The sequence below is a fragment of the Parasphingorhabdus sp. NYA22 genome, assembly GCF_976973735.1.
On record NZ_OZ333477.1, the window covers coordinates 2868951 to 2893778 of the forward strand.

The following is a 24828-nucleotide window of genomic DNA, read 5'->3' on the forward strand; positions in this document are numbered from 1 at the left end:
GTGCGGAAAATTATCAGCAGGTCCGTCATAGCCATGTCAGCCTGATATTTGCCTATGACGCTGATCGTAGTTAAAGCCATTGCAATTGGCGCATTTCAGGGGGAACAGCGGTTGCAGGAAGAATTTGGCGATGATGCCTTGTTTATGACCATTAGAAAATTGCTCACCCTTTGCCTGCTGTTTCTGTGCAGTATGGCGCCCGCTGCCGCTTTCGCCGAAACCCGTGCACTGGTGATGGCGTCCAATTACGATCTGATTGATACAAATGCCGCCCTGTTGCTCGCCAATCCCCTGGCCGACGCCGGGCTGGTAACGCGGGCACTGGAGAAGGGCGGGATTGAACATATCACCCTGATCAACGAACCACAGGTCGAGGACTGGGACGAAAATTTCACGGCCTTTGCGGATAGCCTCGGACCGGACGATATCGCCCTGCTCTATTATGCCGGACACGGCTTCCAGATCAGGGGCCGCAACTATTTCCTCGCATCCGATGGCGTCTCGCTGATCCCGCTCGATGCGATGGTGCAGAAATTGACCGAAGCGGCGAAGGGCGCGATCATCATCGTCGATGCGTGCCGGAACAATCCCCTCGTCAAAAACCCGGCACCCCGCGAAATGGCGGTCCACAGCATTGCGAGAGCCAGCCGGCAGGCCGAAACGATTACCCTGGATGATGTCAGAAATGCCCAGTCCGGCCTTGCCCAGCTCGGCAATCTGCGCGGTCTTTCGGCCATTTTATTATTCTCGACCGAACCCGGCAATGTCGCCGAGGACGGGGACGTACCCGGCAAAGGCAGCCCTTTCGCCAAAGCTTTCGCGCGCGAGATCCGGAAACGTCAGTCGCTCGACGAGGTAATGCGCAAAACGGCGGTTCGGGTGAACAAGCAGACCAACGGCCGCCAATCCCCCTGGCGACAGGGTGACCTGCCCTTTGATGTCTATCTGGCTGGCATGCGCAGCTTGCCGATCCCTTAGGGGCGGCAGACCGGTCGTTCCGATCAACAGGTCGATGATTTCCTCAACGAACTGGATAGCCGCGATCCATCTCCCGCGATGATCCTGTCCCGAAAATTGACTGGCGAACGGGAATTGACTAACCTGGAAATTGTCCAGAGATATCAAGGAGGCGTGCAGGCTGCCATGAGAAAACTCGCTACATTGATTTGCGCCGCCCATTTGGCAGGATTTCCCGTCCATGCCGCAAACCTGGAGACTATCGGCGAACCGGAACTGGAATCGCGTCACGACGACCAGATCGTGGTGACCGGACAAGATGTCAGAAAAGCCACAAAATCATTCGTCGACAGGCTGGATATCCCAGAATTCAACGGCCAATATGCGCGATGGGATGTACCGGTCTGCCTCGAAATGACCGGATGGCAGCCGGAACATGCTGACCGAGTCAGGAAAATCATCGAATCCACGACGATCGCGATCGGCCATGAAGTTGCTGCGGAAGGCTGCAAGCCCAATATGGCGGTTGTGCTGACCGCAGACCCCGATGCTTTTGTTACGAAGTTGAAAGAGGCGGCACCGTCGCTATTTTCCCGCTTTGAGAAAGATCAGCGGGAAGCAGTCCAGAACAGCGATCAACCGGTCAGGATGTTGCTCGGCGCCCGGTTATTGAACAGCGATGGAAGAACTATCAGCCTCGATGGCGCACTGCGCCCGCCCCCCGGGCTTTCCGACTTGAGGCCATATAGCGACCGGATTGTCCAAGGAACCGGGGTTGGTGACTCCCGCATCGAAACATCGATCAAATATGACTTTGTTTCCGGGGTGGCGATAGTGGACGTCAATAAAATCGACGGCCTCACCTTCGAAGGCCTCGCGTCCTATATCGCGATGCGCTTTCTCTCGGGCATTCCAGATCGCGGCGCTCCGGTCGAGGGGCAATCCATTCTCAATCTGTTCCAGTCCGTCAAACGCACGACAGAGACCGAAAATGGTTTATCGCAATGGGACACGGCATTTCTCAAGGGCCTCTACACCGGCAAGCTGGCCATGCAATCCCGGCGCAAGCGGTACGAGATTGCCAAAACCATGACCAAGGTCCTGGACGAAGAATAAGCGGACAAAAATTGCGCGCAGAAGCGCGTCCGGGGCGGGACTAGCGAAAGACGGAGGCCAGTTTTTTGTCAATTTTTTTGCGACTTTTTGATGTTCGTAACATTCAGACCATTGCCCAGATCGCATCATTTTCATGGACAAAATCGCCCGGCGCTTTTTGCCCTGTCAGCGCGACTATCGCAGCGGCGACATCGCTGGCCAAAATCGAACGGAAGCGACGCAGTTTTCCGTGCAACAACAGATCCATGACCGGGCTGGCGGCGATGGCGAGGCTTTCGCCGAGACGGTTATCGTTCGCGCGTTCGCCGCGCAACAGGCCGGGGCGGATGATGTCGAGGCGGTCGAAATTCTGCGCGCGCATCAGGTCTTCGGCTTCGCCTTTGGTCTTCAGGTAGAAACTCGATGCGCTGCTGTCGGCCATGGTCGAGGATATGGCAATGATCTGTTTAGCGCCCGCTGCCTTCGCCGCCGCTGCCACCGTACCAACCAGGTCGCGATCGACCGCTGCAAATTCCGCTTTCGAGCCGGCCTTTTTCATCGTCGATCCCAAACAGGATATCACGATATCGGGCTTGATCTTCGCGATAGTAGCGGGCCAGTTTTCCTGCAACTGGACATGGATTTTCGCTTTGCCGACATCCTCCCGATAGGGCCTGCGCAGCAGCAGATGGAGCCCCTTGTCCCTGCCGTGGTCGACCAGTTGACGGGTCAGCAGTCCGCCGATCAGGCCGGAGGCTCCGACGATCAGGATTTTTTCGGCCATGGTCAGGGTCCCCGCATATTATCTGTTGATAAGCTGTCATAGCAGCGGAGGCTGCTATCCAAACCAGTTTTTGTGAGACTCACCCGATTGGGTTGGGCCCCGGCCTTCGCCGGGATGAAGGATCAACTTCGGTCCACGCGCTCGCCAAAGATTTCGCCGTGCCGGTTGCGCGCGTAGCGGTCGGTCATCCCGGCAAGAAAATCGGCAATATGGCGGATGCGCTCCGGCTCTTTTTCGGGCAAGGCTGCAGCCCAGCTATCGGGCATCAGGTCGGGCTGTTCGCGATAGGCTTTCACCAGATCGCCGACCATCATCTTGCCCTCTTCCGCTGCTGCCATCTGCTTGGGATGATGATAGAGATTTTCGTACATGAAGCGCTTCAGCGTGCGTTCCTTTTCCGCCATCGCGTCTGAAAATCCGCCAATCATCTGGCCTGCCTGTCGCACGTCCTCGGGCGATTTCACGCCGAGCCGGTCGATCCTCGCCTGCGTGGTTTCCAGCACATCATTGGCCATCAGCCCGATCTGGTCGCGGATCAGTTCGGGAAGCAGCCGCTCCTGCGGTACATCATCAAAGCGGTCGCAAATCACTTGCCACCGCTCGGCAATGAACGGCAGTTCGAGCAGCTGCTCAAGCGTCAGCAGACCTGCCCGCATGCCGTCGTCGATATCATGATTGTCATAGGCGATATCGTCGGCAATGGCGGCTATTTGCGCCTCCAGTGACGGCCAGCTGTGCAGATCGAGGTCCCTCGCCGCGTTGGCCTCGGCCAGCGCCCAGGTCGGCTGCGCCACAGGTCCGTTATGCTTGGCCAGCCCCTCCAGCATTTCCCATGTCAGGTTAAGGCCGTCCCAGCGCGGATAAGGTGTTTCCAGCCTGGTCAGCGTCCGGATGGTCTGGGCATTATGATCGAAACCGCCGAAATCAGCGAGGGCCTCCTGCAGCGCATCTTCCCCGGCATGGCCGAACGGCGGATGGCCGATATCATGGGCGAGGCAAAGTGCTTCGGTCAGGTCCTCGTTCAGACCCAAAGCCCGCGCCATCGTCCGGCCGATTTGCGCGACCTCGAGGCTGTGGGTCAGGCGAACGCGATAATGGTCACCGTCGGGCGCGACAAAGACCTGGGTCTTGTGGCGCAACCGGCGAAAGGAAATACTGTGGATGATGCGGTCGCGGTCGCGCTGGAAATCATCGCGGGGGCCGCGTGTAACAGCGCGTTTTTCATCGTGCAGCCGCCCCCGGCTGTTGGCCGGGTCGCTGGCGTAAATTTTCAACTGGGTCATTTTCCGAGCTCGTTGACCTCGACACCATCGGCGCTGGCCCAGGCAAAGCCGTCACCGCCATCCTTGCGATAATCCGCTTCAAAGGCTTTGGCTGCCTTGAAATCGTCAAATGGTCCGACGACAAGTCGCCGGGTCCTGCCCCAGGGCGATGTCCATGCCTTCTGGCTCTTGAATATATCCGGCTGTTTTTTTGTCATCCGCCGATAGTCGAATTTCAGCGCGTCGAGATTTGAACCCGTTGCTATCTGTACCCAATAGCGTTTCGGATGGGCCGGTTCTTTCGGTTTGACCGGGGTTTTCTCAACCGGTTTGGCAACGATCTTCGGTTCCGGCTTGGCCGGTTCGATTTCGTCGAGATCGACCGGAACAACCGCACTTCTGGTTTCCCGATCCGGTATATCGATTCCGCTGATAATATCGGCAAGCGGCCGCGACACAGGAACTGCTGCTGCCATCTCGGTAGAGGCAGGCCGCTGTTGCGCGAGATCGAAATTGATCAGATTGACCGGACCGCCTGTCTTGGCTTCCTCTGCGGAAGGGCCTTGCGCAGACCGCTGGACAGCTAATGCGGAATCGGGCTGCCGACCGGCGATTTCCACCTTGCGCTCCAGGGTTTGCGATACCAGCACCGGTGGCTGACTGACGCCAAGCGTGGTGGCAAAGCCGGGTGCAGCCGCCTTTCTTTCGGGCTGGATTTCGACGGTTTTGATTGGTTCCGCCTCTATCGTCTGCGGCGTTACAGGTTGCGGTGCCGGAAGCGGCTTGCTGCTCGCAGTGGTCGTCGAACGAGATGAGCGGCCGGTTGACGGCGCTGGCAATGTTGTCTGCGACAGCGCCTGAGCTTCTTTTTTCTTCGCCGCCCGTCTGACCTCGCGCTCGGAAGGTTTCCGCTCCGTTGTCCCGGGACGACGGCGCGGCGATTTGTCGGGCATCGCCAGTACGCGCGGCCGCTTGGCATCTGTGCCCAGAGCCTCGCCGACAGGGATCAGGCCCGCATCCGCTCCGTTACCGTTTCGGGCGGCCTGACTGGATGCCAGTTGAACCGCTGCCACATCGACACCGATATTCTCGCTGGCGGGGAAATGACCGAAATGGACGGCAGCCGCTTTCTGGGCTGCGGTCAGCTTGGGCATGCGATCAAAAAACGGTTTGATGGCTTTCGCCATTCTCCGTTCCATGGTCTGTTCGACGATATTGTCCGCTTCCTTCTTCCTGCCGTTCATCGCGTAGATGAAAGCCCGATTGCGCCAGGCATCCCGGTCGCTTTTCTGCAGCAAGGGATTGAGCTGTGCATCGGCGCGGTCGACGTCACCGCTGATCCCGAGCGACACCGCATAGCGTCCGATCAACTCGTCATTGCTGCCATAGAGCATCGCCAGCTCATAATCTTTCTGGGCATCCCGGTTCCGCCCGATCAGGTCATAGGCAAGACCACGATCCGCCGCGATCTCGCGCGGGGCTATGCCATTGGCCACTGCCTGGTCAAAATAGCGGATTGCACCAAACGGATTTTCCTCTGCCAGTAGCGCCCGTCCCAGACCGACTTTTACCCGGCCGCTGGTCGAATATATCTGGTCTGCCTTCGCCAGAAACCCGATCGCTGCGCGCATGTCGCCCAGTTCAAGGGCCGCGAGACCGGCGTCGGCCAGCGCCGAGGAATCGTTGGAATTAATCGCGATCCGGCGCAACGCATCTTGCAAATTGTCGCTGTTGGACTGGACGCTGGACTGGGCAACGGCGGGCAGCTGCGGCATAACAACAGCCGCAAGCGCCGCCGATACGGCTAGCAATATTTTCAGTTTTTGGTTCACAAGATACATAAAGGAATGATCGCGCCTGAAATCAATCGTTCCCGCAATCCGGCAAGGCCAATGGTGGCACGCGAAAGACAAACTCCCTCGCGCCGCCCCATCAGCCGATCAAACCGCTTGGCCGAAACCGGAATTTACTGATTATTCTGACGGTTTAGAAAACGCGGGATATCGAGCGGATCGCGGGATTTATCTTCCTCGCCATCATCGGCTTCGTCGCCTTTTGATCCACCACGGGTCAGATTGGACATCCGTTCGAACAACGTCCCGCCACCGGTAGCAACGCGTGGTGCCGGCGGTGCCTGGCTGGCGGCAGGAGCCGGGTCATCTTCAGGCTGGATGGCATCATCGCCGAGAATCAGCTCATCCTCTTCCGGAGCGGAACCGGTCGAGGCAATCCCGGGCGTCAGCGATGCGAAGGACGGCGTTGCGCCCAGATCATCGTCATCGCCATAGGTCGCGACCGGAGCGGGAGAGCGTTCTGGCTCGGCTTCGGTTTCGGCTTCAACTTCTTGCTCAATATCGGGAACCGGTGCAGATGCGATTTCAGCTTCCTGGGCGGCTTCCTCTACGCTCTCGTCGCTGGAAATGGACGAAGCGAAAGTGGATGGGGCCGGCGTGTCTTCCGATTTACTGACCGGGCTGCTCATGGCGAAAGACGCCGATGGTGCGGATGACGAACGGCTGCCTTCGCTATCGATGCCGGTGGCGACAACCGACACGCGGATGCGCCCGTCGAGATTCGGGTTAAACGCACTGCCCCAGATGATATTTGCGTCCGGATCGACCAGCTCGCGAATATGATTGGCGGCTTCGTCGACTTCCATAAGGCGCATGTCTTCACCACCGGTGATCGAGACGATAACGCCCTTGGCGCCCTGCATCGACACACCGTCGAGCAAAGGATTGGCAATGGCTTTTTCTGCCGCTTCCAGCGCACGTCCGTCGCCTTCCGCTTCGCCCGTACCCATCATCGCCTGGCCCATTTCGTGCATCACGCTGCGCACGTCGGCAAAGTCGAGGTTGATCAGGCCCGGCATGACCATCAGATCTGTAATGCCGCGAACGCCCTGCTGCAGCACTTCGTCAGCGAGCAGGAAAGCTTCTTTAAAGGTGGTGTTCGGATTGGCGACGAGGAACAGATTCTGGTTCGGAATGACGATCAATGTATCAACATTCTTTTGCAGTTCTTCGATGCCAGCTTCGGCCGCTTTCATCCGGCGTGTGCCTTCGAAAGTGAATGGCTTGGTCACCACGCCAACGGTCAATATGCCGCGGTCGCGCGCCGCTTTTGCGATCACAGGAGCTGCACCGGTACCGGTACCGCCGCCCATGCCGGCAGCGATGAAGCACATATGCGTGCCTTCCAGAGCCTGCTCGACCAGATCAATGGTTTCCTCGGCGGCTGCACGACCGACTTCGGGACGCGATCCCGCACCCAGACCCTGCGTAATATCGGGGCCGAGCTGGATACGCCGTTCGGCGGTAGAACTGTTTAGCGATTGCGCATCGGTGTTGGTGACGATGAAATCAACGCCTTCAACCTGTGCGGCAATCATGTTGGCAATAGCGTTGCCCCCTGCGCCGCCGACACCGATAACCGCGATTTTCGGCTTCAGTTCTTCGACTTCCGGTGGGCCAATATTGATACTCATCTCACTGTCTCCCGAGACATTTTATCGTGCTGTAATATTTGTTTAACGCTTTGCACAAATTTCCCGCCGGAATCACCCGAAAAGTTAATTTATTTTCGTCAATTTACTAAAAATTTCCGCGGATCGCCGACATAAGCCGTCCGATTACTGCTGATCCGCCATATTTGTGAACATTTTGATGGCTTCTTGACATGAAGCGCAGATCAACCGGTTCCTGTGACGCATAGAGCGCCAGTCCCGCGAGACCGGCAAAGGCCGGACCGCTATGCGCTTCCGGAAGCGCGCTCAGCCCCGTCGGGCGACCGATCCGCACCGTGCGTCCCAGCGCCGACTGGGCATAATCGGCAATGCCCTTGAGCTCGGCTCCGCCGCCGGTCAGGACGACCTGCCGGCCCACCGGACCGGTAAAGCCCAGCTCCTTGAGTGACCGGCCGATTTCACCGATCAGATGGTCGAGCCGTTGCCGGATAACGGCGATCAGCTGCGCCCGGGTGATCCGGCCGTCTTCCTCGTTGACTTCGGCATCATTGTCGAGATCCTGATTGATTACATCATGATTGTCGCGCGGGCTGGTGGTGGCGGAACCATAAAAACATTTAATCCGTTCGGCCTGCGCGCGCCGCAAGCCAAAGGAGGAGGCAATATCGTCAGTAATGTCGGCGGCACCGTAAGGCAGTGTCTTCAAGCCGACAAGCATGCCACCGGCAAAGAGCGAGACATTGGTCACTTCAGCGCCCATTTCGACCAGCGCCACGCCAAGCTCGCGCTCTTCTCTGGACAGGCAGGCGTTGCCGACCGCAATCGGTGAAGCGACGATCGATCTGACATTCAGGTGCGCGCCGCGCACACTCATCTCGATATTGCGGACCGGCGAGGCTTCGGCGAGAATGACATGGATATCCACGCCGAGACGATCGGCGTGCAGTCCCTTCGGTTTCTTCACGCCGTTCAGCCCATCGAGCGTATAGAGTGCCGGTTGTGCGTGCAGCACCATCTTGCCCTTGGGGTCGATGCTGTTGCGGCCCGCGTCGAGCAGCAGGTCGATATCTTCCTGTTCGATCCGGTGACCACCCAGTTCGGTTTCAACCGAGGTCAGCATGCTCTGCAGTCCGCCAGCCGAGAAGCTGACCCAGACATCATCTATATTGGTGCCGGCAATGCGCTCGGCCTGTTCCACCGCCGCGCGGACGTCCGTCTCGGTCGTCTCGGTATCGGCGATATAGCCCCGTTTCACGCCTTTGCTGGCATGATGGCCGGTGCCCAATACGGTCAGTTCGCCATTGTCCATTCGCCCGGCTATCATCGCCGAAATTTTCGACGAACCGATATCCAGCGATGTGAAGATTTTTTCTACCCGTGCTGCCATGAGCCTATTCCCTCACCTCAATCATTATCATCACTATATTATATACTATTCAGGCAATCAGCTATCCGGATCGACCGGTTCCTGTTTCGGCGGCATCCGCAGATAGGCGCGCTCGGCATCGCGCAGGTCGAAATGGACGACCCCACGCCCGAGCAGACGATTGACGCCATCCATCCGCGCGAAATTCAGCAAGGCCGCCGACGCGGTTTCTTCGCCTTCGGGCAGAGCCAGCGTTTCGCCGCTGTCAAATTCCAAGTCCCAGCGCCGGTTGCCGATCCAGGTCGCACCAGTCACCATCGGCCGCAGCGCGGGCGCGACGTCGAGCAACGAGTCCAGCTGGGAAAATTTCAGATTGGCTTTCTTGCCGACAATCACCGGCAGGTCGGGAATTTCTTCCTTGACGATTTCTTCCAGCGGGTAGCCGGTCTTGTCGATCAGCGAGAGCTTGCCCTGATTTTGCCAGACGGCGACCGGTTCGCGTTCGATAATGTCGACGATCAGCGTGTCGGGCAGCCGCCGCGAAATCCGGGCGTCCTTGATCCAGCCATTGGACAACAAATCCTCGCGCACTTCGTCAATATCGACCAGCAGCATCGACCGGTCTTTCTGCGCAAGGGTGATTTCGTAGACTTTCAGTTCGTCGATGCGGTTGACACCGGTCACCTCGACCCTTTTTACTTCGAAGCCGGCATTGCCGACCGCTGCCGCGAGCTCGGTCTTGATCCGGTCATTGATGCCGGAATAATGGGCAACGCTATAGGCACCGAGAATGAACACGGCCACCAGCCCCCAGGTCAGGCCCTTTTGCACCTGTTCTTCGGTGACGGGCATGGCGCGCAATATCTTGTCAAAAACCGAGACCTGCCGAACCTTGCGTTTCGCCTGTTTCCGCGGCTTGCCCCTGGCCTGGCTGTTGTTGCGTTTGCGGGTAGCTGTCATAGCGCTTCTCTCACGATTATCTCGACCAGCTGTTCATAGCTGATTCCGGCCTGTCTTGCCTGCTCGGGCACCAGGCTGAGCGGCGTCATTCCGGGCTGGGTATTGGTTTCCAGCACGAACAGGCCGGCTGCGCCCTGTTCATCATCCCAGCGAAAGTCGGTGCGCGACGTTCCCTTGCATCCCAGAACCTGATGGGCGCGCAGCGCATAGTCGAGGCATAATTTTTCAATCTCGGGAGGAATTTCGGCGGGGCAGATATGCTGGGTCAGGCCTTCGGTATATTTGGCGGCATAATCATAGAAGCCCTGCGCGGTTTTCAATTCGGTCACGCACAGCGCCTTGCCGCCGAGAACGGCCGTCGTCAGCTCGCGGCCCTTGATGAATGGCTCGGCGAGCAGTTCGTCAAATTCCTGCCACGGCCCGACAACGTCGCGACCAATCGGATTGCCGTAATTGCTGTCATCGGTCACGATCGCGACGCCGACCGACGAGCCTTCGTTGACCGGTTTCAGGACATAGGGCCGAGGCAGCGGATCGGCCTTGTACAGGCTGGCGCTGGAAACGATTTTGCCTCTAGGCATCGGGATGCCTGCGCGGACCAGCTGCTGCTTGGTCAGTTCCTTGTCGATCGCGATTACCGATGTGGCGAGCCCGCTATGGGTATAGGGGATCTGCATCAGATCGAGCATGCCCTGCACGCTGCCATCTTCACCGGGCACACCGTGCAGCGCATTGAACACCACGTCGGGCCGGATCGCGGTCAGCACCTGCGCGACATTGCGATCCATATCGACGCGGGTCACCTTATGGCCGTTTTTCTCCAGCGCCTCGGCGATACCATTGCCGCTGCTCAGCGACACTTCGCGTTCGGCAGACCATCCGCCCATCAGGACGGCGATATGGAGGCTCTTTTTGTCTTTGGCGGTCACGATTCATCCCCCACGCGCTGGATTTCCCATTGCAGTTCGACGCCCGAATGCGCCTTTACCCGCTTGCGCACTTCGTCGCCAAGCGCTTCGATATCCGCGGATGTCGCACCGCCGAGATTGATCAGGAAGTTGCAGTGCTTTTCGGACACTTGCGCCTGGCCGATCTGCAGGCCGCGGCATCCGGCTTCATCGACCAGTTGCCAGGCTTTTTTGCCGTCGGGATTTTTGAACGTCGAGCCGCCTGTCTTCGACCGCAGCGGTTGCGAAGCCTCGCGCTCGTCGGCAATCCGCTTCATCTCGGCACCGATAATTTCGGGATCGCCGGACTCTCCCACAAATGTGGCGCTGACAACGATCGATCCGTCCGGCAAGCCAGAATGGCGGTAGCTAAACCCCATGTCGGCGAGCGGAATCGTCACCAGATCGCCGTTACGCAGGATCACATCCGCGCTCACCAATATGTCACAAACTTCGCGCCCATAAGCACCGGCGTTCATGCGGACCGCGCCGCCGATGGTACCGGGAATGCCGCGCAAAAATTCCAACCCGGCAATGCCATGGTCGCGGGCCTTGCTGGCCGCTGAAATTCCCGGCGCACCGGCACCACAGTTGAGCGTCATTCCGTCGGCTTGAATAGCCGCAAAGGCCTTGCCCAGACGCACTACAACGCCCGGCAAGCCTCCGTCACGGATGATCAGATTGGACCCCAGTCCGAGCGGCCAGACGGCAATTGCCGGATCAAGATCGCGAAGAAACTGCTGCAGATCATCACTATCTTTCGGCTCGAACAGCCATTGCGCTGGCCCGCCGCTCTTGAACCAGACGAGCGGGGCCAGAGCCGCGCCTTCGGTCAGCTTGCCGCGGACTTCGGGTATGGTGGCGACCGCGTTCATGAAAGCGGCTCCCGGCGGGATGATCCGTTCACACTGAGCTTGTCGAAGGGCACGTCTCGTCTGGAGGCGTCCTTCGACAAGCTCAGGACGAACGGACACACGGACAAATTCTGGATAAAAAGGAACAGAGACCGGCTCATTTGCGCGCCTCCGCGATACCATCCGCGAGCCCGGCTGCCCATTTGGTGATGTCCCCTGCCCCGAGGCAGATGATCATATCCGTGGGTTGCGCTTCTTCAGCCAGTCGCCGTGCCAGATGTTGCTGGTCCGCGACCGTTTCCGCGAGACGATGCCCACGGGTTTTCAAGCCTTCGACCAGAGCGTCGCTGTCAATGCCTTCGATCGGTTCCTCGCCCGCCACATAGACCGGCGTCACGAACACCATATCGGCATCGTTAAACGCACCCTGAAATTCTTCCATATGGTCGCGCAGGCGAGTGAAACGATGCGGCTGGACCACGGCGATCACGCGGCCTTGCGCGCCTTCGCGTGCAGCAGACAGCACCGCCTGGATTTCCACCGGGTGATGGCCGTAATCGTCGATAATGGTCACGCCGTCGACTTCGCCGACCTTGGTGAAGCGCCGCTTGACGCCGCCGAAATGGTCGAAGCCCTTAGCGATCTGCTCGTCGCTGATGCCCATTTCCAGTCCGACCGCCACTGCGGCAATCGCGTTCTGGACATTGTGCCGGCCCGGCATCGGCAATTCGATACCGCTGATCCTTCTGGTCTCGCCGTCGCGATCGCGGACATCGACGTCAAAACGATTGCCGCCGGAAAACGGCGTGACATTGACACCCTTGACGTCGGCCTGGGCGGAGAAACCATAAGTGATGATCCGCCGGTCGCGGATACGCGGTAACAATGCCTGGACCTCGGGATGATCGATGCACAGGATCGCAGCGCCGTAAAAGGGAACATTTTCGACAAATTCGAGGAAGCTGTCCTTGATCTTGTCGAAGCTGCCATAGTGATCGAGATGCTCGGCATCAATATTGGTGACGACCGCGATGGTACCGTCGAGCCTCAGGAAACTGCCGTCGCTTTCGTCAGCCTCGATCACCATCCACTCGCCGGCACCGAGCCGGGCGTTCGAGCCATATTGGTTGATGATGCCGCCGTTGATCACGGTCGGATCTATGCCGCCCGCGTCTAGCATCGCCGCGACCATCGACGTGGTGGTTGTCTTGCCGTGAGTACCGGCAATGGCGATCGTAGACTTGAGCCGCATCAGTTCGGCGAGCATTTCCGCTCGGCGTACCAATGGAATCCGGCTGGCCAGCGCCGCTTCCACTTCCGGATTGCCGCGCTTGACCGCCGTTGATGTGACCACCACCGCGGTGCCTTCGACATTTTCCGCGCTATGGCCGATTTTCACATCAATGCCCTTGGCTCGCAAGCCTTCGACGACATAGCCCTCGGCAATGTCGCTGCCCTGCACCTGATAGCCCATATTGTGCATCACTTCGGCGATGCCGGACATGCCGATGCCACCGATGCCGACGAAATGGATCGTTCCGATATCCGTTCCGACACCCTTCACTGAACAGCATCCTTTGCCAGTGCCTCGTTGCGGGCGGTCAGCCGTTGCGGCATTTCTTTTTCTGCTTTCATCGTCTTTCCGAGCGGCGATGTGCCGATGCTTTCGACCAGATCGGCGAGATCATTGACGGCCTCCGGCCGACCGCATTTCGCTGCGAAACGCGCGGCGTTTTCCAGAGCACCGGGCTGCAGCGCCATTTTCTGCATCTGCTTGGCCAGTTCCTTGGAAGAGAAGCGCGACTGCGGGATCGACCGCGCACCGCCTGCAGCGACCATTTCTCTGACATTATAGGTCTGGTGATCATCCATCGCACTGGGTAGCGGAATCAGGATAGCAGGACGACCGGCGGTGGTCAGTTCAGCGATCGTCGAGGCCCCTGCCCGACCAATTACCAGATGCGCCCAGCCGAGCCGCTCGGGCAGGTCCGGCAGATAGGTCGCCAGTTCCGCCGGAATATCATGTTCGGCATATTTCGCCCGCACCCGCTCGATATCATTTTCACGGCATTGCTGGGTAATCTGCAGGCGGCGGCGCAAATGCATCGGCAGCATCGCCATGGCATCGGGAACGACATCGGAAAGGATGGAAGCACCCTGGCTGCCGCCGGTAACAAGTACACGGAAGATGCCGTCTTCCGACAAAATGGGATAAAGTTCGGACCGCAGCGCAACGACTTCCTCGCGCACCGGGTTGCCGACCAGATGGACCTTGTCCTGATATTTCGGCTTGATCCGCAGCACATCGGGATAGGCGGTGGCAATGGCATTGACCGAACGCGCGGCCAGCCGGTTGACCCGGCCGAGAACCGCATTCTGCTCATGCACGATTGTAGGGATGCCCTTGCTGTTCGCTGCAAGCAAAGCGGGATAGGCGGGATAGCCGCCGAAGCCGACAATCGCCGACGGCTGGAATGTGTCGTAAAGCTGCATCGCCATCCGGCGACCCTTCAATATGGCGCGGGTTCCGCTGACCCAGCTGCGCGGATTCTTGGTAATCCGGCCGGCCGGCAGGACATGGACCTGCGCTTCGTCGACCATGCCGGGTATTTTTTCGCCGCGCTCATCGGTGATCATCGCCACCCGGTGGCCGCGCAGGACCAGTTCCCTGGCCAGCGCATAGGCCGGGATCATATGGCCGCCGGTACCGCCAGCCGCCAGAACATAATGTTTCGAAAAACTCATACCGCTATCCGTTCCCGCTCGGGCCAGGCCGAGACATATTGTGAACGGTCAAGATACGGGTTTCGCCGCGTAAATGCGAGCAAAAGTCCGACGCCGATGCACAGGGCGAGAATGGACGAGCCGCCATAGCTGATGAACGGCAGAGTCATGCCCTTGGACGGGAACAGTTGCAGGTTCACCGCCATGTTGATCAGCGCCTGTCCGCCAAATTGGGCGGTCAGGCCGGTTACGGCGAGAATGATAAAATTATCCTCTTCGTCGAGCAGGCGAAGAAACACACGGACAACGATCGCGAGATAGACGAGCGCGATCGCCATGCACGCAAGCAGGCCGAATTCTTCGCCGATCACCGAGAAAATATAGTCGGTATGCGCCTCGGGCAGCTTGAACTTGGCCGTACCCAGTCCAGGGCCGGTGCCGAGCAAACCGCCGCCTGTAAGGGCTTTATGAGCGAACATCACCTGGTCGAATTCACCGCCGCCGAACAGCCACGCGTTGATCCGCTGGGTTGCCACGGGATAGAGGAAATAGGCTCCGACCAGACCGCCAACCCCGCCGATACCGATCCCCGCGATCAGGCGGGCAGACAGTCCGGAGACGGTCATCACCGCGAACCAGATGCCGCAGATCAGGATGGTCTCGCCGAGATTGGGTTGCATCATCATCAATATGGCGATGATCGCCGTCAGGATCACCGACAGTGAAATCACCGGCAGGGCCGGATCCTTGATCCTGAGCGACAGCAGCCAGGCTAGCGTCACCGCGTAAAGCGGCTTGAGAAACTCGCCGGGCTGGATCGTGGCAAAACTATAGCCGATCCAGCGCTGGGCCCCGTTGACGGATTTCCCGAAAACCGGGACGAGAAACAGCAATATGACGGCCGCGACCGCAGCCAGAATAGCGAAGCGCCGGGCCTGTTCCTTCGGCAGCATCGAGACCACCAGCATCACCGGAACGCCGATGACGACCCAGCCGAGCTGGCGGTAAAAATAATAGAGCGGTTCGATCGTGATCGCTGCAGTGCTCTGTTTCAGCGCCGTGACCGGTGACGCAGCAGCGACCGCGATCAGACCGATGGCGACCAGCGTCAGGATCAGCCCGAGCAGCACCCGGTCGAGTTCCCAGAACCAGATCGCGAGCGGAGAGCGGTCGCTGCGTCCGAACCGCGATTGCAACTGGAAGCGCTTCTTCTTGAGCGCAGCGGAAATTTCGGGAAGCGGATGTGCGGGGCCGGTCTCTTGTTCAGATGCACTCATCTTGTTGTCTCCCCGGTCGCGGTCCCGATCAGATCACTCTCGATCACCGAATTGACGGCGCTGCGGAAACAATTACCGCGCGCTTCAAAATCGCGAAACTGGTCAAACGAAGCGCAGGCCGGCGACAACAATATCACTTCGCCGGGCTGCGCATTGGCAGCTGCCCGTTGCACCGCGGTGAGGATCATTTCGCAGGACTCAACCGGAACATGGCCGGCCAGTAATTTTCCGAACAGGGGTCCGGCTTCGCCGATCGTATAGGCCCGGACAACATTTTTGTAGAAGGGCTCGCATTCGGTCAGCGTGTCGCTTTTCGGCAAGCCGCCGAGAATCCAGTGAATTTTCGGATAAGCGCCGAGCGCCGGTCCGGTCGATGCCGGGTTGGTCGCCTTGCTGTCATTGACAAACAATACGCCTCGGGCTTCGGCGATGCGCTCCATGCGGTGCGGCAGGCCGGTAAAGGCGGCCAGTGCCGGACGCCATTGATCCTCGGTTATGCCGAGAGCCTCGACCGTGGCGATCGCGGCAATGGCATTCTGGAGATTATGCGGCCCTTGCAGCGATGGCCAATCCGGTTGCCCGGCAAGCTCGACAGCACTGGTGTCGAAAATATTCTGCACCCGGCCGAGATCGCGCAGGCCGTGCAAGGCCAATTGGGTCTTTTCATCATCGCTGGCGAAGATTGCGCTGTGACCGGACCCCAGCATGTCGAACAGACGCGCTTTTGCGGCAGCATAAGCGTCGAAGCCGTCATAGCGGTCGAGATGGTCCGGGCTGATATTGAGCAGCAGCGCGACATCGCAGTCGAGACTGTTGGTCAGGTCAATCTGGTAGCTGGACAGTTCCAGCACATAGACACCGCCCTCGGGCAGCGGTTCCTGCGACAGGATCGGTACGCCGATATTGCCGCCCATCACCGCCGGGACACCAGCATATTGCAATATATGGTGGACCAGAGCAGTCGTCGTCGATTTGCCGTTGGTGCCGGTGATGCCGACCACCCGGTGCGCCGGCAGTTCTGATCGCGCCTGGGCGAATAATTCGATATCACCGATGATCGGGACGCCGTCGGCCTTTGCCTTTTGCGCGATCGGGTGATTGTTGAGCGGCACGCCGGGAGAGACAACAATCGCCTCATAGCCGGTCAGATCACTTTCCAGCGGATCAGCAATGAGCGCCTTGTCGGCGACGCTGTCGCGCAATTCTTCGCGATTGTCCCAGGCGAGCAATTGCGCTCCGCTGGCATGCAGACTTTCCAGCACCGCCATGCCGGACCGGGCCAGTCCAAGAATGGCATAGCGCTTTCCGGCAAAGGCGGATGAGACAATCATCTGAGTTTCAACGTCGCCAATCCGGCGAGTGCGAGCACCAGAGAGATGATCCAGAAACGGATCACGATGGTGGATTCGGACCAGCCAAGCTGCTCAAAATGATGGTGGATCGGTGCCATGCGAAAGACGCGGCGGCCGGTGCGTTTGAAGAAAAAGACCTGAACGATCACTGATACGGCTTCGAGCACGAACAGCCCGCCGACCAGCGCCAGCACGATTTCATGATGGATGGAAACGGCAATCGCGCCAAGCGCGCCGCCGAGGGCCAGGCTGCCGGTATCACCCATGAACACTGCGGCTGGCGGCGCATTGAACCACAGGAAAGCAAGGCAGGCGCCGATCACGCAGGCGCAGAAAATTGCCAGCTCCCCTGCTCCGCGAACAAAAGGAATGCCAAGATATTCGGAAAACACCGCGTTACCGGACAGATAGACGAGTACCAGAAAGGTAGCGCTGGCAATCACGACCGGCATGGTGGCAAGGCCGTCCAGCCCGTCGGTCAGATTGACCGCATTGCCGGCGCCGACAATCACGAACATCGCGAAAGGAATGTAGAAATAGCCGAGGTCGATCTGCACGTCGTTGAAGAACGGCACATAAAGGCTGGTGCCGATTTGCTGGACGATCAACCAAGTGGCAAAACCGGCAATGATGAATTCGAGCAACAGCCGGACGCGGCCTGGAATGCCCTTGTGGCTCGCTTTGCGGACCTTGTCATAGTCATCCATGAAGCCGATTGCGCCGAAGCCGAGCGTCACGAAAATGCAGGCCCAGACGAACATATTACTGAGATCCATCCACAGCAACAGCGATGTCACCACCGAAATAAGGATCATCAGACCGCCCATGGTAGGCGTTCCGGCTTTTTTCAGATGGGTGATCGGACCGTCCTCGCGGATCGGCTGTCCCTTGCCCTGCCGCATGCGCAGCATGTTGATGAACTTGGGGCCGATCAACAGACCGATGAAAAGCGACGTTGATATAGCAGCACCCGAGCGAAAACTCAGATACCGGAAAACGTTGAAAATACCTTCGAATTCAAGCCATTGGGCCAGTAAATAAAACATCAATACTCCCCGCTTACCAACGCGGAAACCGCGGAGGAAAGCCCCAGATAATTTGAACCCTTGACCAGAAGGATATCCCCGTCGCTGAGCAATCTTGCGACCTCGGTCAGCGCGTCCGAAGCACTTGCCGCATGTGACATTTTCACGCCCTGATCAAGGCCATGTTCGAGTTTCGGGGCAGTATGTGCCATATCGTCGCCAACCAAGATGATCGCTTTGGCTCCGGAGAGCAGAATATCATCCGCCAATGCCGTATGATAGCGGGCCGATTGCTCGCCCAGTTCGCCCATCGCGCCCAATATGACGATTTTTTGTCCGGCGCAGGCTTCGCTGGCAAAATGTTGTAACGTCGCTTTCATCGATGCCGGATTGGCATTGTAGCTCTCGTCGATAACCGTGGCTGTGCCGCCGGATTTCAGCGAGACGAGGTGGCGACGTCCGCGACCATCGATACCGCTCATTTCTGCGAGCGCCAGACCGGTGGTCGCGAGATCACCGCCGACTGCACGGACCGCTGCGAGTATGGCCAGGGAATTGGACACCCAATGACGACCGGCCTCGGCGATCGTGAAGCAGAGACTTTGCTCACCAAGCTTTGCCGTGACCAGCGAGCCGCCGCGGGGCGCGGCAACCACATCAATCGCGCGGACGTCGGCTCCGGCTTCAAATCCAAACGATATCACATGATCTGCGTGGCGTTCCGCCTTTTTCCGCAGCCGCTGACAATGCGGGCTGTCATGCGGAATGATGGCTGTACCGCCGGGCATCAGGCCTTCGAATATCTCCGCCTTGGCATCAACGATGCCGGCCTCGCCATTGGAAAAATTGCCGATATGGGCGGGCGCTATAGCGGTGACGATCGCGGCATGCGGCCGCACCAGACGGGTAAGCGCCGATAGTTCGTGGGCGTGATTCATGCCCATTTCGAAAATACCATATTTCGCATCTTCCGGCATCCGCGACAGGCTGAGCGGAACCCCGACATGATTATTATAGCTTTTGACCGACCGGTGCGCCTTGCCGAAAGAACAGCGGTCGAGCGCGGCATATAGCGCCTCTTTGGTGCCGGTCTTGCCGACCGATCCGGTCACGCCGATGATTTTTGCGGAGGTGCGGGTTCGTGACGCAATGGCCAGTGCATCGAGCGCTTTAACGGTGTCGGATACCAAAACATGCGGACCGTCGACCGGCTCGCTGACAATGGCGCCGGCCGCTCCAGAGGCAAAAGCCTGTTCGACGTGCAAATGACCGTCGCTATGCTCGCCCTTCAGCGCGACAAAAAGGTCGCCGGGGCCGATTTCCCGCGAGTCAAAGGCAACGCCGTTTACGGAAAAGTCAGCGCTGGCCTTGCCGGATGTGGCTTTCGCTATAGCCTCGGATGTCCATAATATGGTCATAGCGGCTGCGCTCCGGCACATTCTCTCGCCACTTCGACATCGTCAAAGGGAATGATACGGTCGCCGACGATCTGGCCCTGTTCATGGCCTTTTCCGGCAAGCAGGATGATGTCCTGCGGACCGGCCAGCCCTATCGCCCTGGCAATCGCCGCGCGGCGATCGGCGACTTCCTCGGCACCGCTAGCTCCGGCCATGATTTCGGCGCGAATGGCGGCCGGATCTTCGCTGCGTGGATTGTCGTCGGTAACGATCACATGATCGGACTTTTCAACGGCAATCTTGCCCATTTCCGGACGCTTGCCCTTGTCGCGGTCGCCACCAGCGCCAAAAATCGTGATCAACTGACCAGTCACATGCGGCCGCAAGGCTTCGATCGCCGCGCGCAAGGCGTCCGGCGTATGCGCATAATCGACATAGACCGGCGCGCCGGCGCGGGTGATTACCGCCCGCTCCATCCGGCCACGGACCGGCTGCACCCGCTGCATATGGTCAAATATATTCTGCAACTGTCCGCCGGTTGCCAGCACAATGGCGGCTGCGCACAAGATGTTGGCAGCCTGATAAGCACCGATCAGCGGCAGCGAAATGCGGTGGGTGTTGCCCTGCGCCTTGACCATCAGGACCTGACCCAAATGAGTCGGTGTTTGCGACACCAGCCTCAGCGTATCGCCTTTTTCTCCGACGGTGAACAGTTCAAGCCCGCGGTCCTTTGCCCGCTGGATCGCTTTAGCGGACCAGGGCTCGTCATCGGCCCAGATGACCGCGGTGCCGTCGCTTTCCACAACTTCATCAAACAGCCGCATCTTGGCTTCGAAATAGCTATCCATGTCACCATGATAATCGAGGTGGTCGCGGCTCAGATTGGTGAAGGCGGCAATATTGACCGGCAATCCTTCGGTGCGAAATTGCGACAAGCCGTGGCTCGACGCTTCAAAAATCGCGTGACTGACCCCTTCGCGAGCCAGACCAGACATGTTCGAAAGAAAGGTGACGATATCCGGAGTGGTGAGACCGGTCTTGACCTGCTCATCGGCCGTTGTGACGCCGAGCGTTCCGATCGATGCGCTATTATAGCCATCCATCCGCCACAGCTGACGGGTCAGTTCCGCGATCGATGTCTTGCCGTTGGTACCGGTCACCGCCGCCACATGGGTTGGTGTCGGCGTGAAGTAACGCGCGGCCATCCGGGCGAACAATCGTCGCGGCTCTTCGTCGGAAATATGGACGGCGCCTTCGACCACGGTTTCGGGTAGCGCGACCACGGCTATGGCGCCGGCGGCGACTGCAGCTTCGATAAAATCTTCGCCGTTGAACTTTGCACCCCGGAAAGCGCCGAATATATTGCCGGGCGCGATCTTGCGATGATCGATGGCAAAGCCGGTGACGGCCTGCTCGCCGACCTCGCCTTCCACTCCTGGTACCAGATTATTCAATCGCATCATTCTGCTCATTGGCTGTGGTTTTGGGCTTCCAGAGAAGCGGCGTCAATTCGGATACGTCGACATCGCGATGTTCATCGGGGATCACGCCAAGCATCGGTCCGACGCGAGATACGACTTTCCGCACGATCGGCGCGGCGGTCCAGCCGGCCGTACGCTGGAACGAGGTTGCAGCGGTTCCCTTGGGTTCATCAAGCATGGCGATGACAACATAGCGCGGGTTATCCATCGGGAAAGCCGCGGCAAAGGTCGAAACCAGCGACGTCTTGTTATAGCCGCCTTCCGAAGGCTTTTCTGCCGAGCCGGTCTTGCCGCCAATCCGGTAGCCCGACGCATCAGCCTTGCGACCGGTTCCGTCCGAAACAATCATCCGCAGCAACTGCCGCATACGCGCGCTGGTTGCCGCCTTGAATACCCGCCGTCCCTTGGCTTCCTCGCCCGGCTCCACTTTGAGCAAAGTCGCAGGACGCCAGATGCCGCCATTGACCATCGCCGCATAGGCGCTGGCGAGATGGAGCGGGGTGACGGCAATACCATGACCATAAGCGACGGTCATATTGGTGACCCTGCCCCAGTTGCGCGGCCACAGCGGATGGCCTCTTTCGAACAGCTCGATATGTGGTCGTTCGTCAAAACCGAGGCGCCGGAACATATTTTCCATCGCTTCCTGGCCAAGATTGTCGGCGATACGCGCGGTGACGATATTGGAACTGTGCACCAGCGTTTCCGGCACGTTCAGATAGCGCCCCTGGCTATGGTCGTCCTTGATCGTGAAGCCGCCAACCTTGATCGGTTCCATCGCATTGTAGCGCACGGCCAGATCGGTAACCGTACCGGCGTCGAGCGCAGCAGCAATGGTCAGAGGCTTGAACGTCGACCCCAGTTCGAACACGCTCTGTGTCACTTCATTATTCTGGTGCTTCATCGATGCCCGGCGGATCTTGTTCGGATCAAACAGCGGCAGCGAGGCAAGCGCCATGACTTCTCCGGTCTGGACATCCAGGATGATTCCCGCTGCGCCGCGCGCTTCGGTCATGATCATGGCATCCTGAAGCTCGCTTTCTAGCGCCGCTTGCGCCCGGCTGTCGATCGACAATATTGATGGCGTGCCGCGCAATTTCTCATCGAGAAGACGGTCGTTGAGCGCCCGCTCCATGCCCATCACACCTTTGCCGTCAGCGTCGACATAACCCAGCACATGGGCCGCCAGTTCACGCTGCGGATAGAGCCGCTCGTCCTCCCGGGGAAATTCGATACCGATCTCACCCAGCGCATGGATCTGCTTCACCTCTTCGGGCAGCGCCCTGCGGCGAAGATAGGTAGGATGGGAGCCGCTTAGCTTCTCGAGAAAATAGGCTGCGCTGGTGTCCGGAAAAATCGAGGATAGCTGCCGCGCCAACGTCTTTTTGTCACCCAGTACCCGGGCCGGTACCACGCGAACCGCATAGCCCAATATCGTCCGGGCCAGCGGCACGCCGTTGCGGTCGACAATATCGCCACGCGGGGGAATGAAGGCACTGCTCGATGCGCGATAGGGTGTCGCATCTTCCAATATCGTGAGGCTGACCAGCCGTCCGACGATAATCGTGAAGGCAGCCAGAAACACCAGCAGCAATATCATCAGCCGAAAATGAGCACTCGCGGTTATTTCCTTGGCTTTTCCCGAAAACTGCACCTTCTTGCTGTTGGCCAGAAGTGTCGTCATTCGGCCATGCTTTCGATTTTTTCAGCAATTGCCTTTCGCCCGAGATCGCGGACAAGCCCGTCGTCGAGCAGTTTTTCTTCCATATGCGCGACGCGGGTGGTGCGAGCCTGCGCGCCCCCCAGCCCCTGGGCGGATCCGGAATCCCTCACGGTGGTGGCGAGACCGGGATTGCTACCGATCGCGCTGCCGTCGGCATTGCGGTCTTGCGCGTTGGCGGTTCCGAAGACCGAACCGATAATGCCGGCCGGTCTGATGCCTTCCATCGAACTGATCACGGCAACCTGTACCGGCTTGCGCAAGTTCTTGCCGCCCAGATTGGCCAGTGCTCGCTCGCCATCGAGATATTGCGAGGCCTGCGGCGAGGCATAGCCGAATTCCAGTTTGTTCCAGTCCTCCAGCTGACGCAGATTGGCGCGCGCGCTGAATTCCGTTTCCAGATAGCGGATATCCTTCTTGATCTCGACGATCTTGTGATCGGTGCGCGCAAGATCGCTGCGCAAGGTCGCGACGCTGAGCGAGAGCGGATAAAGCAAAATCGCCACCAGAAAAACCAGGGCGAGCCATCCCATGCCTTCGAGGCGCTTGATCGCCAGCTTCACTGTCCGTCACCGTCGCCGGCAGGCGCGTCTGTGCGCACTGCCGATCTCAGGGTGGCGGAGCGGGCCCGGGGATTAAGAGCCTGCTCCGCCCCGGCCGGACGCACCGCTTTGGCTGGTTTATGAAAGGTGGGTGCCGGCCGTGTCTCGTTAACCTGGGGTAGATGACGTGAACCGGCAGACTTCTGTCCGCTGCGGTCCCGCAAGAAATTTTTGACAATGCGATCTTCGAGGCTGTGGAATGTCACAACCGCAAGACGACCACCGGGCTGCAGCATTTTTTCTGCCGCAGCCAGTCCGTCTTCGAGTTCGCCCAGTTCGCGATTGATGTGGATTCGGATTGCCTGAAAGGTTCTGGTAGCAGGATCCTTCTTGTCGCCGGCTCGGAATCCCAGCGCTTTTCTGACCACTCGTGCCAGTTCGGACGTGCGGGTCAGCGGCCGTGCTTCGACAATCGCCTTGGCGATCCGTCGCGAACGACGCTCTTCGCCATAGCGATAGATCACATCGGCGATCATGTCTTCGTCGGCTTCGTTGAGAAAATCGGCTGCGCTCTCGCCATCGCGGGCCATGCGCATGTCGAGCGGACCATCCTTCTGAAAGGAAAATCCGCGCTCGGCCTGATCCAGCTGCATCGACGACACGCCAATATCGAGCGTGACGCCGTCGATATCGTCATTGACCAATATCTCGGCCATTTCGGAATAGCGGGCGTGGTGGAGAGTCAGCTTTCCCTCGGTCTCGTCGACCATTTTCTGGCCGCTGGCAATCGCATCCGGGTCCTGGTCAAAAGCGTGCACATGCGCGCCCGCTTCCAGCATCGCGGCGCTATAACCGCCGGCACCGAACGTACCGTCAACATGCGTCTCGCCGGGGATAATGGCGAGCGCATCGATCACTTCGTCGATCAGGACAGGAACATGGCGTGCGGCTGAAGCGGGGGTCATTTCTGTTTCCCTCCGCTTTTTTCGCCAGCTTCTTTCAGATGGAATTCGACCAGACGGCGATCAACCGGCACATCGTCGGTGGTGTCGAGCAAGGTCTGCGGGTTCCACAGGCAGAAGGTCGTACCAATGCCGTGAAACAGGACATTGCCATCAAGATTACCGAGGTCCCGCAGTTGCGGCGGCAGGATGAAGCGGCCGCTGGCATCAAAGCTCAGGTCCTGCAACGAAGAAAATTTCCGGGCACCGGCAGCGTCCTTGTCAAAGCTTTCGCCGCGCGCGATTGCCGCTTCCCACTGCTTGTCGATTTCGGCGAGCATATCGGATTTGCGGCTGAGACCGAAGCCGACCAGACAATCCCATTTTTCATGAGTGCCAAGGCAGAGCGTCCGGCCATCGCTGCTTTCCACCAGATTTTTACGCAGAAATGCGGGAACCGAAAGACGACCCTTGTCGTCTATCGCCGATATTGCAGAGCCTGAATATGCATATGCAACTGACACCGTGGAAATCCCTTATCCGAACCGGGGCCAATGCTCTTCCCGCTCCAGAAGTGCGTTTTCCAGCGCCTTTCCGAAAATTAGAATCCGGACAGGAAGAATACCCCGATAACAAATAATTGCTAACAGGGGTGAGCTTGGGATAAAAGGGTTTTTT

At 58.9% G+C, this 24828-nt stretch carries 21 protein-coding genes; 2 read left to right on the plus strand and 19 right to left on the minus strand.

Annotation, left to right across the window (positions count from 1 at the left end; translation table 11 throughout):
* Nucleotides 1-54 precede the first annotated feature (54 nt).
* Entirely contained in the window at nt 55-978 is a 924-nt protein-coding gene (locus ACWFTY_RS13715) for a caspase family protein (RefSeq protein ID WP_447524748.1), read from the plus strand.
* A 165-nt stretch (nt 979-1143) separates the two neighbouring features.
* Nucleotides 1144-2073 (plus strand): hypothetical protein, encoded by a 930-nt coding sequence (locus ACWFTY_RS13720; protein WP_447524749.1) that lies wholly within the window; start codon nt 1144-1146, stop codon nt 2071-2073.
* 103 nt (nt 2074-2176) lie between these two features.
* Here the strand turns inward: ACWFTY_RS13720 and ACWFTY_RS13725 are convergent, their stop codons facing one another.
* The 19 genes from ACWFTY_RS13725 to ACWFTY_RS13815 all read right to left on the minus strand — a co-directional run bounded on the left by ACWFTY_RS13725 (nt 2177) and on the right by ACWFTY_RS13815 (nt 24674).
* A complete protein-coding gene (locus tag ACWFTY_RS13725) occupies nt 2177-2836 on the minus strand; it encodes an NAD(P)H-binding protein (protein ID WP_447524750.1) in 660 nt (219 codons plus the stop codon).
* A gap of 122 nt (nt 2837-2958) precedes the next feature.
* Nucleotides 2959-4119, minus strand: a complete 1161-nt coding sequence (locus ACWFTY_RS13730) for a deoxyguanosinetriphosphate triphosphohydrolase (RefSeq protein ID WP_447524751.1) — start codon at nt 4117-4119, stop codon at nt 2959-2961.
* On the minus strand, nt 4116-5939 hold the full coding sequence (locus tag ACWFTY_RS13735) for an SPOR domain-containing protein (RefSeq protein ID WP_447524752.1): 1824 nt from the start codon (nt 5937-5939) through the stop codon (nt 4116-4118). Before ACWFTY_RS13735 ends, ACWFTY_RS13730 begins: the two co-directional genes overlap by 4 nt.
* Nucleotides 5940-6064: 125 nt before the next feature.
* Nucleotides 6065-7585 carry a cell division protein FtsZ gene (ftsZ, locus tag ACWFTY_RS13740; protein WP_447524753.1) on the minus strand — a complete coding sequence of 507 codons (1521 nt, stop codon included), beginning with the start codon at nt 7583-7585 and terminating at the stop codon, nt 6065-6067.
* A 106-nt stretch (nt 7586-7691) separates the two neighbouring features.
* Nucleotides 7692-8951 carry a cell division protein FtsA gene (ftsA, locus tag ACWFTY_RS13745; protein ID WP_447524754.1) on the minus strand — a complete coding sequence of 420 codons (1260 nt, stop codon included), beginning with the start codon at nt 8949-8951 and terminating at the stop codon, nt 7692-7694.
* Between the two features lie 57 nt (nt 8952-9008).
* Nucleotides 9009-9890 carry a cell division protein FtsQ/DivIB gene (locus tag ACWFTY_RS13750; protein ID WP_447524755.1) on the minus strand — a complete coding sequence of 294 codons (882 nt, stop codon included), beginning with the start codon at nt 9888-9890 and terminating at the stop codon, nt 9009-9011.
* The gene (locus ACWFTY_RS13755; protein WP_447524756.1) at nt 9887-10819 is read right to left on the minus strand and encodes a D-alanine--D-alanine ligase; all 933 of its coding nucleotides are present in this window, start codon (nt 10817-10819) and stop codon (nt 9887-9889) included. The genes ACWFTY_RS13750 and ACWFTY_RS13755 overlap by 4 nt, the downstream gene beginning before the upstream one ends.
* Nucleotides 10816-11712 (minus strand): UDP-N-acetylmuramate dehydrogenase, encoded by an 897-nt coding sequence (gene murB / locus ACWFTY_RS13760; protein ID WP_447524757.1) that lies wholly within the window; start codon nt 11710-11712, stop codon nt 10816-10818. The genes ACWFTY_RS13755 and murB overlap by 4 nt, the downstream gene beginning before the upstream one ends.
* Nucleotides 11713-11848: 136 nt before the next feature.
* Nucleotides 11849-13255, minus strand: coding sequence for a UDP-N-acetylmuramate--L-alanine ligase (gene murC / locus ACWFTY_RS13765; RefSeq protein WP_447524758.1), 1407 nt, complete (start codon nt 13253-13255; stop codon nt 11849-11851).
* A complete protein-coding gene (murG, locus tag ACWFTY_RS13770) occupies nt 13252-14436 on the minus strand; it encodes an undecaprenyldiphospho-muramoylpentapeptide beta-N-acetylglucosaminyltransferase (protein WP_447524759.1) in 1185 nt (394 codons plus the stop codon). Before murG ends, murC begins: the two co-directional genes overlap by 4 nt.
* Nucleotides 14433-15692 carry a peptidoglycan glycosyltransferase FtsW gene (locus tag ACWFTY_RS13775; RefSeq protein ID WP_447524760.1) on the minus strand — a complete coding sequence of 420 codons (1260 nt, stop codon included), beginning with the start codon at nt 15690-15692 and terminating at the stop codon, nt 14433-14435. The genes murG and ACWFTY_RS13775 overlap by 4 nt, the downstream gene beginning before the upstream one ends.
* The gene (gene murD / locus ACWFTY_RS13780) at nt 15689-17023 is read right to left on the minus strand and encodes a UDP-N-acetylmuramoyl-L-alanine--D-glutamate ligase (protein ID WP_447524761.1); all 1335 of its coding nucleotides are present in this window, start codon (nt 17021-17023) and stop codon (nt 15689-15691) included. The genes ACWFTY_RS13775 and murD overlap by 4 nt, the downstream gene beginning before the upstream one ends.
* Nucleotides 17020-18090, minus strand: coding sequence for a phospho-N-acetylmuramoyl-pentapeptide-transferase (gene mraY / locus ACWFTY_RS13785; RefSeq protein ID WP_447524762.1), 1071 nt, complete (start codon nt 18088-18090; stop codon nt 17020-17022). Before mraY ends, murD begins: the two co-directional genes overlap by 4 nt.
* Nucleotides 18090-19487, minus strand: a complete 1398-nt coding sequence (locus ACWFTY_RS13790; protein ID WP_447524763.1) for a UDP-N-acetylmuramoyl-tripeptide--D-alanyl-D-alanine ligase — start codon at nt 19485-19487, stop codon at nt 18090-18092. Before ACWFTY_RS13790 ends, mraY begins: the two co-directional genes overlap by 1 nt.
* On the minus strand, nt 19484-20926 hold the full coding sequence (locus tag ACWFTY_RS13795) for a UDP-N-acetylmuramoyl-L-alanyl-D-glutamate--2,6-diaminopimelate ligase (RefSeq protein ID WP_447526897.1): 1443 nt from the start codon (nt 20924-20926) through the stop codon (nt 19484-19486). Before ACWFTY_RS13795 ends, ACWFTY_RS13790 begins: the two co-directional genes overlap by 4 nt.
* Nucleotides 20913-22631: a peptidoglycan D,D-transpeptidase FtsI family protein gene (locus tag ACWFTY_RS13800; RefSeq protein ID WP_447524764.1), complete on the minus strand. Its 1719-nt coding sequence runs from the start codon at nt 22629-22631 to the stop codon at nt 20913-20915. The genes ACWFTY_RS13795 and ACWFTY_RS13800 overlap by 14 nt, the downstream gene beginning before the upstream one ends.
* Nucleotides 22628-23230 carry a hypothetical protein gene (locus ACWFTY_RS13805; protein ID WP_447524765.1) on the minus strand — a complete coding sequence of 201 codons (603 nt, stop codon included), beginning with the start codon at nt 23228-23230 and terminating at the stop codon, nt 22628-22630. The genes ACWFTY_RS13800 and ACWFTY_RS13805 overlap by 4 nt, the downstream gene beginning before the upstream one ends.
* Nucleotides 23227-24174: a 16S rRNA (cytosine(1402)-N(4))-methyltransferase RsmH gene (gene rsmH / locus ACWFTY_RS13810; protein WP_447524766.1), complete on the minus strand. Its 948-nt coding sequence runs from the start codon at nt 24172-24174 to the stop codon at nt 23227-23229. The genes ACWFTY_RS13805 and rsmH overlap by 4 nt, the downstream gene beginning before the upstream one ends.
* Entirely contained in the window at nt 24171-24674 is a 504-nt protein-coding gene (locus tag ACWFTY_RS13815; RefSeq protein ID WP_447524767.1) for a division/cell wall cluster transcriptional repressor MraZ, read from the minus strand. The genes rsmH and ACWFTY_RS13815 overlap by 4 nt, the downstream gene beginning before the upstream one ends.
* Nucleotides 24675-24828: the final 154 nt, after the last annotated feature.

Coding starts and splice junctions, on each gene's coding strand:
- ACWFTY_RS13715 (WP_447524748.1), top strand. CDS start 55: ATGACGCTGATCGTAGTTAAAGCCATTGCAATTGGCGCATTTCAGGGG.
- ACWFTY_RS13720 (WP_447524749.1), top strand. CDS start 1,144: ATGAGAAAACTCGCTACATTGATTTGCGCCGCCCATTTGGCAGGATTT.
- ACWFTY_RS13725 (WP_447524750.1), bottom strand. CDS start 2,836: ATGGCCGAAAAAATCCTGATCGTCGGAGCCTCCGGCCTGATCGGCGGA.
- ACWFTY_RS13730 (WP_447524751.1), bottom strand. CDS start 4,119: ATGACCCAGTTGAAAATTTACGCCAGCGACCCGGCCAACAGCCGGGGG.
- ACWFTY_RS13735 (WP_447524752.1), bottom strand. CDS start 5,939: ATGTATCTTGTGAACCAAAAACTGAAAATATTGCTAGCCGTATCGGCG.
- ftsZ (WP_447524753.1), bottom strand. CDS start 7,585: ATGAGTATCAATATTGGCCCACCGGAAGTCGAAGAACTGAAGCCGAAA.
- ftsA (WP_447524754.1), bottom strand. CDS start 8,951: ATGGCAGCACGGGTAGAAAAAATCTTCACATCGCTGGATATCGGTTCG.
- ACWFTY_RS13750 (WP_447524755.1), bottom strand. CDS start 9,890: ATGACAGCTACCCGCAAACGCAACAACAGCCAGGCCAGGGGCAAGCCG.
- murB (WP_447524757.1), bottom strand. CDS start 11,712: ATGAACGCGGTCGCCACCATACCCGAAGTCCGCGGCAAGCTGACCGAA.
- murG (WP_447524759.1), bottom strand. CDS start 14,436: ATGAGTTTTTCGAAACATTATGTTCTGGCGGCTGGCGGTACCGGCGGC.
- ACWFTY_RS13775 (WP_447524760.1), bottom strand. CDS start 15,692: ATGAGTGCATCTGAACAAGAGACCGGCCCCGCACATCCGCTTCCCGAA.
- murD (WP_447524761.1), bottom strand. CDS start 17,023: ATGATTGTCTCATCCGCCTTTGCCGGAAAGCGCTATGCCATTCTTGGA.
- mraY (WP_447524762.1), bottom strand. CDS start 18,090: ATGTTTTATTTACTGGCCCAATGGCTTGAATTCGAAGGTATTTTCAAC.
- ACWFTY_RS13790 (WP_447524763.1), bottom strand. CDS start 19,487: ATGACCATATTATGGACATCCGAGGCTATAGCGAAAGCCACATCCGGC.
- ACWFTY_RS13795 (WP_447526897.1), bottom strand. CDS start 20,926: ATGCGATTGAATAATCTGGTACCAGGAGTGGAAGGCGAGGTCGGCGAG.
- ACWFTY_RS13800 (WP_447524764.1), bottom strand. CDS start 22,631: ATGACGACACTTCTGGCCAACAGCAAGAAGGTGCAGTTTTCGGGAAAA.
- rsmH (WP_447524766.1), bottom strand. CDS start 24,174: ATGACCCCCGCTTCAGCCGCACGCCATGTTCCTGTCCTGATCGACGAA.